Below are 13,891 nucleotides of genomic sequence, written 5' to 3'. Positions count from 1 at the left end.
TTCACACCGCTCCCCCGGCGGCCAAGCTCCTTCCCCGGCACTGAAGGACGCACTTGAAGGTGCGGTCGTTCGTGTCCGGGGTGCGCACCGCATCGCCCCGCCCTCTTCGGCCCTTCGTGGCCGGGTCGTGGTGGCCGCTGTCGCGGCCGGTGCGTTCGCCGCTGCTGCTGCGGGCTCGACCCTCAAGACAGTCACCGACTCCGACGCGGCCGTCGCGCCGCTGGCCAACAGCCAGGACGCCAGCGCTTCGCTCACCGCGGGAGGTGCGGGCACCGGGGGCGCCCCCGAGCTCCTGCCGACCGGCCACGTCGTCGACGCCTCCGCCGAAGCCGCCAAGGTTTCCGACAGCGCCTCCATCACCCAGGCCCGTGAGCAGCGCGAAGCCGACGCCGCCAAGCGCGCCGCCGAAGAAGCCGCTCGCCCCAAGACCTGCCTGCCGGCCCACGGCACCTTCACCTCGGGCTTCGGTGCCCGGTGGGGCACGAGCCACCTCGGCATCGACATCGCCAACTCGATCGGCACCCCGATCTACGCCGCCTCCGACGGCACCGTGATCGACGCCGGCCCGGCCAGCGGCTTCGGCCTCTGGGTGCGCGTCCAGATGGAAGACGGCACGATCCAGGTCTACGGCCACATGAACAGCTTCTCCGTCAAGGAGGGCCAGAAGGTCAAGTGCGGCCAGCAGATCGCCGAGATCGGCAACCGCGGCCAGAGCACCGGCCCGCACCTGCACTTCGAGGTGTGGCAGAACGGCAGCAAGAAGATCGACCCCCGGCCTTGGCTGGCCTCGCGCGGCATCGTCCTCTGATCCGTTCGCTCCAGACCGGTGGCTCGCGAAACAAGCCGCCGCACCGGGAAACCCGGCCGTAGAGCCATGATTCGCCGCTGAGGGCCGATGACGCTCCTCAGCCGAGTGGACTCGCTCCGGCCGGGACACCTCGACGGTCCGCAGTGGCAAGGCAGGCACCCTGGCCGGCACACGGCGGACAGCCGCAACGACGGCCCACGCGCGACGGATCTCCCTCGCAGCGCGGTGAAACACAGCCGGCACACGGGTCGGAACCACGCCGGCAGCCGAACGCTCTCCAGATCGCTCCACACGTCCCGGAGCACCCGGGACCACCCTCGGCCCCGCAGAAGCCGCCGGAAAGGGTCTCAGCGCCCGGAAACGGCTAACGCTGCCCGCCCGGCAAGCGGCGGATGAAGTACGCCACCGCGACCTGCCACACCGTGCACAGCTCCGCGGACCTGCGCACCGGCAGCCAGCCCCAGGACACAGGTCCCCCTGCGCCCCCCGCGGAGCGGACACGCGCGGCCCGACGTGTCGTCCAGCGGCGTCCCCGGCCGCAGGTGACACATCGCCCGTCCGCTCCGAGCTCGTGCTGCCTGAGCAGCGCTCGCCAGGCGGCGGCCAGCCGGCACGCCTCCGCTCCCGCACGCGAAGGAATTCCTGAAGCCCCCGAAGGGCCCGGACCCCGATCCGGAACCGTCGTCCCCAGGACTCCTCGCAGGTATTTTTGTACCCCTTCGGCCAACAGGTGAAACAGCACCGCGTCCACACCACACTACCCCCTCGGTCGAACTCGTGTTCGATTACGGGGTCCGTTCTACCGGTGGGGTACGACGATTCCGGCGGCGATCGCCGGGATCGCCGCCGGGTTCACTCGGACGGGTGTTAGAGCTTCACCATCGGGACGCTGCCGATCAGCATCAGGCGGACCTTGCCCGCCGCGCCGAAGTCGATCGTCGCCGTCGCGCGCGGGCCGACACCGTCGCACGAGATCACCGTGCCCAGGCCGTACTTGTCGTGGCTGACGCGGTCGCCGACGTCCAGCTTCAGCGCCACCGTTTCCTTCCAGCCCTTGCCGAACGACGGTGTGCCCGAAGAGGAAGACGGCGAAGAAGTCCGGCGGCCGCCCCACGTGGTCGCCGCCCGCGGGGTGCCACCCCCACGCGAACCGGACCCGAAACCGAAGCCGGCGCTGGACGGCTCCAGCCGCCGCCAGTCGACGAGGTCGCCCGGCAGCTCGTCAAGGAACCGCGACGCCGGGTTCATCGACGGCTGGCCCCAAGCCGAGCGCGTGATCGCGCGCGAGACGTACAACCGCTTGCGCGCCCGCGTGATCGCGACGTACGCCAGCCGCCGTTCTTCGGCCAGCTCGGTCGGGTCGCCCAGCGCACGCATGTGCGGGAAGACGCCGTCCTCCCAGCCGGTGCAGAACACCACCGGGTACTCCAGGCCCTTCGCGGTGTGCACGGTCATCAGCGTGACCACGCCCGCGCCGCCGTCGCCTTCTTCGCCGCCGTCGGGCGAAGGCACCGAGTCGGCGTCCGCCACCAGCGACACGCGCTCGAGGAACGCCGGCAGCGACCCGGGCGCCGGCACCCCGGGCTCCACGACCAGCTCGGCGTTCTCGTCCGCGACGACCTCGGCGGTGATCTCGGTGAACTCCCGCGCCACCGTGACGAGCTCGTCCAGGTTCTCCACGCGCGTGTGGTCCTGCGGGTCGTCCGACTCCTCGAGCTCGATGCGGTAGCCGGTCTTCTCCAGCACGGCTTCGAGGACGTCGTGCACCTCGGCGCCGTTCTCGAGCAGCACGCCCAGTTCGTCGAGCATCGCCACGAACCCGCTGATCGCCTTGACCGAGCGCGGGTTCAGCAGCGGCACCTTGCCTTCGACGGCGTCCCGCAGCGCAGCCGCGAACGAGATCCGCTCGCGCTCGGCGTGCGTCGCCACGACAGCTTCCGCGCGATCGCCGATGCCGCGCTTGGGCACGTTCAGCACGCGCCGCAGGCTGACCGTGTCCTCCGGGTTCGCCAGCACGCGCAGGTACGCGACCATGTCGCGGACTTCGCGCCGCTCGTAGAACCGCACGCCGCCGACGACCTTGTACGGCAGGCCGAGCCGGATGAAGATCTCTTCGAAGACGCGGGACTGGTTGTTGGTGCGGTAGAAGACGGCGACGTCGGAGTAGTCGGCTTCGCCCTTCTCCGCCAGCGCGTCGATCTCGCCCGCGACGAACGCGGCTTCGTCGTGGTCGTTGTCCGCGACGTAGCCGACGATCTTCTCGCCGTCGCCCGAATCCGTCCACAGCCGCTTCGCGCGCCGGTTCGGGTTCCGCTCGATGACGGCGTTGGCCGCGGACAGGATCGTCTGCGTGGAGCGGTAGTTCTGCTCCAGCAGGATGGTGTGCGCGTTCGGGAAGTCCCGCTCGAACTCTTCGATGTTGCGGATCGTCGCGCCGCGGAAGGCGTAGATCGACTGGTCCGCGTCACCGACGACGACCAGTTCGGCCGGCTCGACGCCCGACTCGTTCGGCGTGGTCCCGGCCAGCTCGCGGACCAGGGTGTACTGCGCGTGGTTCGTGTCCTGGTACTCGTCGACCAGCACGTGGCGGAAGCGCCGCCGGTAGTACTCGGCGACGGCCGGGAACGCCTGCAGCAGCGAGACAGTGCGCATGATGAGGTCGTCGAAGTCGAAGGCGTTGGCCTGGTTCAGCCGCCGCTGGTACTCGACGTAGACCTCGGCGACGCGGCGCTCGAGGTCGTTGGCCGCGTTGGCCGCCGCCTCGTCCGGGTCGACCAGCTCGTTCTTCAGGTTCGAGATGTGGATGGCGAGAGTGCGGGCGGCGTAACGCTTCGGGTCGATGTCGAGGTCCCGCGCCACGAGCGTGATGAGCCGCTTCGTGTCGTCCGAGTCGTAGATGGAGAAGCTCGACGACATGTCCAGCGTCTTGGCTTCCCGGCGCAGGATCCGCACGCACATCGAGTGGAACGTGGACACCCACATCGCGTTCGCGCGGCGCCCGACGAGCGCGGCGACGCGGTCGCGCATCTCGGCGGCGGCCTTGTTCGTGAACGTGATCGCCATGACTTCGCCGGGGTGCACGCGGCGTTGCCCGAGCAGGTAGGCGATCCGGCGGGTCAGCACCCGGGTCTTGCCCGATCCCGCGCCCGCGACCACCAGCAGCGGGCCACCGGCATGGGTGACGGCTTCGCGCTGGGACGGGTTCAGGTCCTCGAGCAGATCGGCCGGCCCGCCGGAAGCGGGCTTGCGCGCGGGGGTCTCGGCGGGGAGATCGAAGAGGGTGTCCATCGTCTGTCCACGCTACCCCGGGCGGGTGGGCTACCGCGGCAGGCGTAGCGGGAGATGTCGCCTGGCGCCCGACGCGCGGCGGGCCCGCCGCGCGGAGCATCGGCGGACATGGAAGACAACCGCACCGCCCGCATCCGGGCCGCCGACGCCGATCGCGAACGCGTCGCCACCACCGTCCAGGCCGCCGGCTCCGAAGGCCGGCTCACCCTCGAAGAGGTCGAAGAGCGCCTCACCCACGTCTACCGCGCACGGTTCACCGACGAGCTGGCCGAGCTCACCACCGACCTGCCGCGGCCCGCACCGGCCCGGCCCGGTTTCCCGCTCACCCGGGCCGCGCTGCGGCGGCACCCGGCACTGCGCCTGCACCTCGCCGTGGTGGTCGCGATCGCGGTGCTGGTGATCGTGCGCTGGGCGGTGCTGGGCGCCGGGTTCTTCTGGCCGGCGTTCCCGATGTTCTGGCTCGCGGTGAGCCTCTTCGTTCATGCCAGGGTGCGCTCGTTCCGGGAGCGGCCCGGTGCGGCTGTGCCATACTGAACCCATGCGGCACGCAGAGCGATTTTTTTACGGGACCCGGACTCCGGCTCCCGTGATCGCGTAGTGCCCGAACCGCCATCACGCCAGCCCCGGAGTCCACGGACCCGGGGCTGTCGCCGTCCCAGGGGCCGGGTCCGGGCCCCGAGGGAGAGGTCCCGATGAACGCACACGCGACGAACGCCGACGGCCAGCCCGCCGAAGACACCCCGGCCGGGGACGACATCGCGTCGCTCCGGCAGGAGATCGACTGGCTGGACAAGGAGATCCTGCGGCTGGTGAAACGCCGGGTCGAGGTGTCCAAGACGATCGGGGCCGCGCGGATGGCCGCCGGCGGCACGCGGATCGTCTACAACCGCGAGATGGACGTGCTCGCGCGCTACCGCGAGCTCGGCCCGGACGGCCGCCAGCTGGCGATGGCGCTGCTGAACCTCGGCCGCGGCAGGCTCGGCCGGTAACGGTTGTCCGAATTCCGGGTCTTCCCTGAGGCAGGGGTGACCCGGCGGCAGGCAGACTGTGGTCATGGACTGGCTCGTGAACCTCATCGCCGTCATCGTCGCGCTCGCGAGCGTGCTGGCCGCGCTGGGCCATGTGGGGTATCTGGCGATGTTGAACAACGCGGCGGGTAAGCGGGCCGGCGGCGCGCCGGTCGCGCAGTACGTCCGCGGCCGCTGGGCTGTTGCCGGCGGTACCACCGCGGCGGCGCTGTTCGCCTGGTTGCTCACGGCCGGGGGACCGACGCTCGACATCGTGGCGATCCTCGTCGCGGCGGGTAGCGGTGTGGTGGCGACGAAGGCGCTGCAGTCGACCCGCGACCGTTACCGCACCGGAGGCTGAATCGCCTGAGCTGGGCTGATTTCGCTGGGTGAGAATCCGGAGCGTCACCTTCCCCCTATCGGTCGCGCCCGACCGAGTGAAACCTGTGCAACTTGCAGGTTTGGGGGCGACTTTCTACGCCGGATGCTCCTAGGGTTGACGACGTGAGGACCCTTGCGTCTGGGTCGGGCGAAGCCCGGAGGACGCGCGGGGGCATCGGCCCCGCGCGCCCAGTGTCGCATGCGCGTGCATCTGCGCAGGATTCCGAACGAGATTCCGCTCGTGAGGACAGTGCTCCGATCGGGTCTTCCCGCCGCCGGACGGCGTCACGACCGGACCGCCGGATGGTCGAGCTGACATGACCCACGGCACGGAGTTCCACGGACGCGGCAGCGCGCCCGCGCATCCCGGGCGGCACCGGCTCGGCGGCACGGACGGCTGGACGCCCCCGCTGCCCCCGAACCGCGCCGGGCGGCGCCACGCGGCCGGCCCGGCGCCGGTCGACCCGCCCGTGTCCGGGTCCCTTCCCCTCGCGCAGCCCAGGTCCGGGACGCAGCCGCTCCCCCAGCCGTCGTCCGGGGAGTACTCGCTCGCGCACCCGAGGTCCGGCGAGTATCCGCTCGCGCACCCGATGTCCGGGACGCATCCGCTCGCGCAGCCGAGGTCCGGCGAGTATCCGCTCGCCCAGCCGATGTCCGGCGCGCTCCCGCTCCCCCAGCCGTCGCTGCCCCAGCCCCGGGACCGGCGGCCGGCGCCCCCGCTGTTCCCCGCTTCGCACGGCAGCCTCCCCCTGGAGGAAGACCTCGAGCCCGTCGAGCCGCCGCGGCCCGAGACGCGCGCCGACCAGGCCGCCCGGCGCACCCGCGTCAAGCTCGCCACCCCGCAGCCGCGCTGCGTGGACCAGGTGGACCAGGAGGACGACGACGTCCGCATCTACGCGGCGCCCCCGATCGACGGGCTCGGCGGCTTCACCATCGGGTCGGTGCCCGCGTCCGTGACCCCGCCCAAGACGTGGCGGAAGGCGGCCTGGTTCGCCACCGGCGCGTCCGGCGCCGTGGTCGTCGGGCTGCTCTTCGCCGGGTCTTACATGGTCGGGAAGCCGCCGGTGGACCAGGCCGTGCAGGGCGCGTGGCCGGGCTACCAGGGCGCGCCGACCGTCATCGACCCGACCGGCGAGGCCGAGCCGCCGTCCCGGCAGGGCGGTTCCGCGCCGGGACCGGACGACAGCACGCCGTCGTCCGAGAAGCCCGCCGGGCGGACCAGTGGCGGCGGGGCCGGCCCCGTCGACGGCGTCCCCCCGCCCCCGCCGGCAGACAGCACCGCCGGCTCGAAGACGACCGGCACGACCACGCCGAGCGGGCGGCCGCAGAAGCCACCCGTCGCGCCCGCCCAGCGCGAAACCCCGGTCAAACCGCCCTGGTGGTACTCCTTCCCGCCGGACGCCCAGACCATGGGCGACAACTCGGAGAAGTTCTTCAACACCGTCACCACCGACCCCGCCGCGGCGTCGGCGGTGACCACGGGTGACCTGCACGACCAGGGCCCGCAGGCCCTCGCCGAGCGGTACGCCGGCGTCGCCTACTTCGAGGTCCGGAAGATCAGCATCGACCAGCAGCGCGGCGTCACGGTGAACACCGTCGAGATCACCCACACCGACGGTTCCAAGACGATCGAAGAACGCACGCTGACGTTCGGGGACGGCGACAAAATCGCCGCTGACGGCCAGTAACCAACCCTGCACGTGCGGTTCGCCCGTTCCGATGCACGTGCGGTGCGCCGAGCGGTTACCCCTGGTCCGGGTGGGTGACATAAGCTGCCGCTCGTCGTATGGCGACGGCATTCCGGCGACAGAGCCTGGTGGTGTCCGTCCGCACAGGGTTACCTGACGACAGCGGATCCGGAACCGGCCACGAGTCGGCCATCCGGACCAACGGAAGCCCGGCCGAACGGCCGAGCGACCGTCCCCGGAACCCCAGAGCGAGGACATTCGTGCTTGATCGGCAGCGCACACGGCGTGAGGTACCCAACGCCGTCCGCGTCGAGGACGTGATCCCGGCCGAGATTCTCGACGGTGTCGGCGACGCCGACCGCGACTATCTCGAGCAGGTCTTCCGCGACCCGCAGAGGTTCCTGCCTCCGCGTCCGGAGCCCGTCCGCGAGCCCGCACAGGACCCCGACGCCGACGTGCCGGAGAGCCGGTTCGTCCGCCGCGCCAAGCTGGCCGGACTGGTCGCCGCCGGGGCGCTCGTCGCCGGCGCGGTGGTCGCCGCGCCGATGCTGACCAGCGCGAACCGCGCGGTGTCCGAAGGCGGCCAGTCCACGCCCGCCGGCTTCAACGGTGCCGCGGAGCTCGGCGGCCTCGCCGTCCCGCAGCACCAGGCCGGGGGCGGCGCGCCCGAGCAGCACAGCGCCTCGACGCCGGGCACGCACTCCGGTGGCGCACCGTCGGCCGCGGAGTCGACCGGCGGCACCCCGCGCACCCAGGCCGTGCCGGAGACCAAGGACGCGGTGCCGGACAAGGCCGCCGACGCGCGCAGCGCGGCCCGGAAGATCCAGGCCGTCAAAGACTTCTACGCCGCCATCGCGCGGGACTCGGCGGGCGCGCTCTCGCTGCTGAGCCCCTCGCTGGCCGACGGCGCTGCGGGCGAGCTCGTCCGCAGCTGGAGCGCCATGGACGCCATCGACGTCCAGGAAGCCGACACGCAGATCAAGCCGGACGGCTCGATCCTCGCGGTCGCGACGCTCCACCGGCCGGACGGCGCCCTGGTGCGCGTGACCCAGCTGTTCCGGGTCGCGGACACGGGCGGGTTGATCACCGAAGCCGAGCTCGTCTCGGCCCAATACATGTAGCCCTGGGCGATCACCCCTTTACCCGTGGTTCAAGTGCCCGTACCGGATTCGTGTGCGCAGAGTGAGCGCCTAGCCTTGTCACGGGCCGATCTCGAGAGAGTCGGCACACAGCCCACGACATGTGCATACGCTCCAGCGAAGCGGCGTGCGTGTGGCCGCGTCACCAGGCACCGATCCTCACGCCCTGGTGAAGTCGGAGCCCAAAGGGAGGTCGCGTGAGCGACGAGGGTCGCCTGGTCGCCGATCGGTACCGCATCGACGGCCGGATCGGCACGGGCGCGATGGGGGCCGTCTGGCGGGCGCACGACGAGGTCCTGGGCCGCACCGTGGCCATCAAGCAGCTCCTGCTCCAGGCGCACCTGGACGAGCACGACGCCGAGGACGCCCGGCAGCGGACGATGCGCGAGGGCCGGATCGCGGCCCGGCTGCACCACCCGAACGCGATCTCCGTCTTCGACGTCGTCACCGACGACAACGGGCAGCCGTGCCTGATCATGGAGTACCTCAACTCCACCAGCCTGGCCGCCGTGCTGCAGGAACGCCGCACGCTGCCGCCGCCCGAGGTGGCGCGCATCGGCGCCCAGGTCGCCGCGGCGCTGCGCGAGGCGCACGCGGTCGGCATCGTCCACCGCGACATCAAGCCGGGCAACATCCTGCTCGGCGCCAACGGCGTCGTGAAGATCACCGACTTCGGCATCTCCCGCGCCAAGGACGACGTCACGGTCACCAAGACCGGGATGATCGCCGGCACCCCCGCCTACCTGGCCCCCGAGGTCGCCATCGGCGGCGATCCCGGCCCGGAGTCCGACGTGTTCTCCCTCGGGTCCACGCTCTACGCCGCGTGCGAGGGCCAGCCGCCGTTCGGGCTGTCCGAGAACACGCTGAGCCTGCTGCACGCGGTCGCCGCCGGGCAGATCAACCCGCCGCGCCAGTCCGGTCCGCTGGCCAGCGTGCTGGCCGTGCTGCTGCACCCGGACATCGAGCACCGGCCGACCGCCGAGGAGTGCGAAGAGCTGCTGGCGGCCGTCGCCCGCGGTGAGCTGCCGCTCGGCGGACCGTCGGAAGAGACCATGCTGGCGCCGTCCGCGGGCGTCCTGGGCGCGGCGGCCCTCGCGGACCCGAACGCGACCCAGATGTTCGACGAGATCCCCGCGGGACACTCGGGCAGCCTGCTCGACGGCGGCCAGGCCCCGACGCAGGCCGTGCCGTACTACGACGAGGACGACTACCCGGAAGGCACCGGCTACCCGGAAGACGACTACGACGGGTACCGGCGCTACCCCGAGGACGACCAGCACTACGCCGGCGGCGTGCCACCCGGCTTGGCCGCGACCCGCGCGGTGCCGGTGCCCCCGCACGAGCAGGGCCCGTACGCGGACGACGATTACGACGACTACGACGACGAGCCGGCCCCGCCGCCCCCGCCGCGGCGCCCGCAGACCAGCCCGGTCGACGATGACGACGAGAAGCCCGGCGCCTGGAAGCGCCCGGCGATCATCGGCGGCATCGTGGTCGTGGGCCTGGTCGCGCTGGCCGTCTGGCTGCTGAGCCCGAACAATCCTGAGGCGCCGGCTTCGCCGATCTCGAGCAACAAGCCGACGCCCGCCGCGACGTCGGAGTCGCTGCCGTCGACGACGGAGGAGTCGCCCAGCACGGCGGACGTGCCGCCTCCGGTCTCGGAGACGACCTCGTCGTCGAAGCGGACCACGTCACGGCAGACCGAGACGGAGCGGACCACGACTCCGAAGACCACGCCGAAGACCACCCCGCCGGAAACGACGACACCAGTGACAACGACGCCGGTCACGTCGGAAACCCCTCCGACCGGCAACAACCCCTGACCGCCCGAGGTTTGTGTTGAGCTCTGAAGGCACCATCGTCGGCGGCCGGTTCCGGCTGGACCAGCCGATCGGCCGCGGCCGCGCGGGCATCGTGTGGCTGGCGTTCGACACGCGGCTGTTCCGCACCGTCGCGATGAAGCGGATGTACCTCCCCGTCGGCGGCGGCGACCGCGCTGAGCAGGCGCGCGCGGGCGCCATGCAGGAGGGCAAGGACGCCGCCCGCATCGAGCACCCCAGCGCGATCAAGGTGTTCGACGTGCTGCCCGACGGCCAGGACGTCTGGCTGGTGATGGAGTACATCCCGTCGCGCAGCATGGCGACGTTCCTCGCCGAGCACGGCCGGCTCACCCCCGACCAGGCGTCGCACCTGGGGATCCAGCTCGGCAACGCGCTCGCCGCGATCCACGCGGCCGGGTTCGTGCACCGCACGCTCGAGCCGGGCACGGTGCTGCTGGCCGACGACGGCGGCGTGAAGCTCACCGACATCGGCATCAGCGGCGGCGGGCCCCACGCGGCGTACGTGGCGCCCGAGGTCGCGCGGGGACTGCCGCCGACACCGGCCGCGGACGTCTTCTCCCTGGGCGCGACGCTGTACACGTCCGTCGAAGGCGTGCCGCCGTTCGGGGACGACGGGCAGTCGTCCGAGCGGCCGGCGCAGAACGCGGGCGTGCTGACCGCGGCGCTGCGCAAGATGCTGCGGTCCGATCCGACCACCCGGCCGACGATGGCCGACACGGTCCGCTCGCTGAGCGCGATCACCGAAGGCCGCGAGACGGCGTTCATCCCGCCGACCGCACCCGGGATGCCGCCGCCCCCGCCCCCGCCGTTCAACCCGGGGCTGGCGCCCGCGGGGCCGCCGATGCCGCCGTCGGGACCGCAGTTCCAGCAGCAGGTCCCGGTCGCCGCGCCCGGCTACTCCTCGGCGGAGGAGACGCAGCGGATGCAGCCCGTGGCGCCGCCGACGCAGTACGCGCCGGGACCGCAACCGCAGGCACAGCCGCAAGCGCAGGCGTGGAACCTGCCGGTCTCGAAGAAGACGCTGATCACGGTGGCCGCGATCCTCGCGGCCGTGCTGGTCGGCATCCTCGTCTCGGAGCTGTTCTTCGTCTAAGCGACCTTGGCGGTCGCCGCGCGCATGGCTTCGAGCAGCGTGCGGACGGCCGGGTGGCCCGACGCGCGCGACGCGATCGCGGCGTGGATCGCGCGGATCGGCTCCGGGTTGCGGATCTTGCGGACGACGACGCCGGGGTGCTGCGCGCCGAGCCCGAGCTCCGGGATCAGGCTGACGCCGATGCCGGCGGCGACGAACCCCTGCGCCGTCTGGTAGTCCTCGGACTCGACCACGACGTTCGGCGCGAACCCGGCCGACGCGCAGGCGCTCTCGAGGATGTCGCGGCAGACGCCCGGCAGGCCGTCGACGCCGACCCAGGGCTCCTCGGCGAACTCCGTCAGGTCGAGCACGCGCTTGCGGGCCAGCGGGTGGGTCTTCGGCAGCACGGCCCGGTACGGGTCGTCGAGCAGGTGGACGAGCTCGACGCCCTTGCCGGGCTGGCGCTTGCGCGGGAAGACGGTGATCGCGACGTCGGCGTTGCCCGCTTCGACGTCCATCATCGGGTCGTCGGGTTCGACCAGCTTGAGGTCGAGGCGGACGCCGGGGTGCTCGCGGCGGACCGCGGCGATGGCAGGCGGGACCAGGGACGCGCCGGCCGTCGCGAAGTAGCGGATGGAGACGCGGCCGATGCGGCCCTCCTTGAGCTCGGTCAGCGCCGCCTCGGCCTTCGCGAGCTCGGTGCTCAGCGTCTCGGCGTGCTCGGACAGCAGCGCGCCCGCCGCCGTCGGCCGGACGCCGCGTCCGACGCGTTCGAGCAGTTCGGTGCCGGCTTCGCGTTCCAGCGCCGACAGCTGCTGGCTGATCGCGGACGGCGTGTAGCCGAGGTTGCGGGCCGCGGCGGTGATCGAGCCGCTGGTGATCACCGCGCGGAGGACCTGCATGCGGCGGACGTCGAGCATGCCCTGATCGTACAGCTGAGCTTAAGCGTCCCTGCAGTTAATTTCGCTTGTCCTTACGTCTCGGCGGGGCGAAGCTGGCGCTTGATCGGAGAAGGAGGACTGGGTGGGCGAGTCGAAGACCCTGCTGAGGATCGCCGCGCTGGCGTTGATGTGGGGCTCGAGCTTCTTCTGGATCAAGCTGGGGCTCGGGATGTTCTCGCCGGTGCAGCTGGTGCTGGCGCGGCTCGTGCTCGGCGCGGTGATGCTGCTGGCGCTGTGCCGGCTGCAGCGGGTCCGCCTGCCGCGCGACCGGCGGACGTGGGGTCACCTGGCCGTCGCGGCGTTCTTCCACAACGCGCTGCCGTTCCTGCTGTTCGCGATCGGCGAAACGACCGTCGACTCGGGGATCACCGGGGTGCTGAACTCGACGACGCCGCTGTGGGTGCTGCTGGCCGCGCCGATGATGGGGGCGTCGTCCCGGATGGCGGGGGCCCGGTTGCTGGGGCTCTTGGTCGGCCTCGGCGGCATCCTGCTGATCTTCGCGCCGTGGCAGGCGTCGGGGCTGCTGAGCTGGGGCGCGCTGGCGTGCCTCGCGGCGGCGGCGAGCTACGGCTTCGCGTTCGTCTACGAGGGCAAGTACCTGTCTTCTTCGACCTCTTCGCCGTACGCGATCTCGGCCGGGCAGATGCTACTGGCCAGCGGAATGCTGGTGCTGGCGCTGCCGGCGGGCGGGTTCACGCCGGTGCACGTGTCCACCGGGCCGCTGCTGGCCGTCCTGGTGCTGGGCATCGGGTCGACGGGCATCGCGTTCGCGCTGAACTACCAGCTCCTGGCGAGCGAGGGCGCGGTCGCGGCGTCGGTGGTCGGGTACCTGCTGCCGGTGGTCTCGGTGCTGCTGGGCGCGGTGTTCCTGGGCGAGCAGCTGAACCCGCGGGTGATCGCGGGCATGGTGGTCGTCCTCGGCGGGGTCGCGCTGACCCGCCTCCAGAAGCCGGAGCGAGGGGCCCTGGACGTGCCGGGTGACCAGGCGGATGGGCTTGGTGACGACACCACCGGGCGCGCGCCCCGGCCTCTCGCTCCTCTGGCGGACTGAAGGTCAGACGAGACGGCGGTCGGAGGCCCAGCGGGAGAGCTCGTAGCGGTTCGAGAGCTGGGTCTTCCGCAGGACGCTCGACACATGCGTCTCGACCGTCTTCACCGAGATGAACAGCTCCGACGCGATCTCCTTGTACGCGTACCCGCGCGCCAGCAGGCGCAGGACGTCGCGCTCGCGGGGGGTCAGGAGGTCCAGCTCCGGGTCGTTGATCGGGGCCGAGCCCGGGCGGTCGGCGAACGCGTCCAGGACGAAGCCCGCCAGGCGCGGCGAAAACACCGCGTCGCCGTCCGAAACCCGGACCACCGCGCGGACCAGCTCCTTCGACGAGATCGTCTTCGTCACGTACCCGCGCGCTCCCGCTCGGATGACCGCGATGACGTCCTCCGCCGCGTCGGACACCGACAGCGCCAGGAACACCACGTCCGGCAGGTCGGGACGGACGCGGCGCAGCACCTCGGCGCCGCCGCCGTCGGGCATGTGGACGTCGAGCAGCACCACCTGGGGCTTCGTGCGCGCGATCCCGGCCACCGCTTCGGCGACCGAACCGGCCTCGCCGACCACGCGGACTTCGTCCGTGATCGAGTCGAGCTCGGTGCGGACCCCCGCGCGGAACAACGCGTGGTCGTCGACGAGGAACACCTTGACCGGTTCCCGCTGGTTCTCAGTCACGAC

Annotated in this window: 12 protein-coding genes; 9 read left to right on the top strand and 3 right to left on the bottom strand. The window is 72.0% G+C overall.

From position 1 onward, the window contains the following. The first annotated feature begins 127 nt into the window (after nt 1-127). Nucleotides 128-808: a M23 family metallopeptidase gene (locus tag AB0C38_RS21800; RefSeq protein ID WP_360676022.1), complete on the top strand. Its 681-nt coding sequence runs from the start codon at nt 128-130 to the stop codon at nt 806-808. A gap of 867 nt (nt 809-1,675) precedes the next feature. Here the strand turns inward: AB0C38_RS21800 and pcrA are convergent. Continuing rightward, the gene (gene pcrA / locus AB0C38_RS21795) at nt 1,676-4,096 is read right to left on the bottom strand and encodes a DNA helicase PcrA (RefSeq protein ID WP_360676020.1); all 2,421 of its coding nucleotides are present in this window, start codon (nt 4,094-4,096) and stop codon (nt 1,676-1,678) included. Nucleotides 4,097-4,204: 108 nt separating this feature from the next. Here pcrA and AB0C38_RS21790 point away from each other — a divergent pair, with 108 nt between their 5' ends. From AB0C38_RS21790 to AB0C38_RS21760, 7 genes are all read left to right on the top strand, one after another. Next, on the top strand, nt 4,205-4,630 hold the full coding sequence (locus AB0C38_RS21790) for a DUF1707 domain-containing protein (RefSeq protein WP_360676017.1): 426 nt from the start codon (nt 4,205-4,207) through the stop codon (nt 4,628-4,630). 158 nt (nt 4,631-4,788) lie between these two features. Further along, the gene (locus AB0C38_RS21785) at nt 4,789-5,085 is read left to right on the top strand and encodes a chorismate mutase (protein WP_360676014.1); all 297 of its coding nucleotides are present in this window, start codon (nt 4,789-4,791) and stop codon (nt 5,083-5,085) included. Between the two features lie 64 nt (nt 5,086-5,149). Next, the gene (locus tag AB0C38_RS21780; RefSeq protein WP_360676011.1) at nt 5,150-5,464 is read left to right on the top strand and encodes a hypothetical protein; all 315 of its coding nucleotides are present in this window, start codon (nt 5,150-5,152) and stop codon (nt 5,462-5,464) included. Between the two features lie 337 nt (nt 5,465-5,801). Continuing rightward, on the top strand, nt 5,802-7,172 hold the full coding sequence (locus tag AB0C38_RS21775; protein WP_360676009.1) for a hypothetical protein: 1,371 nt from the start codon (nt 5,802-5,804) through the stop codon (nt 7,170-7,172). Between the two features lie 260 nt (nt 7,173-7,432). Further along, complete coding sequence (locus AB0C38_RS21770; protein ID WP_360676006.1) at nt 7,433-8,293, top strand: hypothetical protein; 861 nt, start codon at nt 7,433-7,435, stop codon at nt 8,291-8,293. 215 nt (nt 8,294-8,508) lie between these two features. Continuing rightward, the gene (locus AB0C38_RS21765; RefSeq protein WP_360676004.1) at nt 8,509-10,134 is read left to right on the top strand and encodes a serine/threonine-protein kinase; all 1,626 of its coding nucleotides are present in this window, start codon (nt 8,509-8,511) and stop codon (nt 10,132-10,134) included. Between the two features lie 16 nt (nt 10,135-10,150). Beyond that, nucleotides 10,151-11,245: a serine/threonine-protein kinase gene (locus AB0C38_RS21760; protein WP_360676001.1), complete on the top strand. Its 1,095-nt coding sequence runs from the start codon at nt 10,151-10,153 to the stop codon at nt 11,243-11,245. Here the strand turns inward: AB0C38_RS21760 and AB0C38_RS21755 are convergent. Beyond that, nucleotides 11,242-12,144, bottom strand: coding sequence for a LysR family transcriptional regulator (locus AB0C38_RS21755; protein ID WP_360675998.1), 903 nt, complete (start codon nt 12,142-12,144; stop codon nt 11,242-11,244). The genes AB0C38_RS21760 and AB0C38_RS21755 overlap by 4 nt on opposite strands. A gap of 103 nt (nt 12,145-12,247) precedes the next feature. On the opposite strand from AB0C38_RS21755, the gene AB0C38_RS21750 reads away from it, so the two are divergent. Continuing rightward, complete coding sequence (locus tag AB0C38_RS21750) at nt 12,248-13,216, top strand: DMT family transporter (protein ID WP_360675996.1); 969 nt, start codon at nt 12,248-12,250, stop codon at nt 13,214-13,216. A gap of 3 nt (nt 13,217-13,219) precedes the next feature. On the opposite strand, the gene AB0C38_RS21745 is transcribed toward AB0C38_RS21750, so the two are convergent. Further along, a complete protein-coding gene (locus AB0C38_RS21745) occupies nt 13,220-13,888 on the bottom strand; it encodes a response regulator transcription factor (protein WP_360675993.1) in 669 nt (222 codons plus the stop codon). Nucleotides 13,889-13,891 lie beyond the last annotated feature (3 nt).

This window comes from Amycolatopsis sp. NPDC048633 (assembly GCF_040650695.1).
Classification (GTDB): Bacteria; Actinomycetota; Actinomycetes; order Mycobacteriales; family Pseudonocardiaceae; genus Amycolatopsis.
The sequence above is the reverse complement of the archived record's forward strand: the minus strand, read 5'-3'. Positions and strand labels throughout refer to the sequence as shown.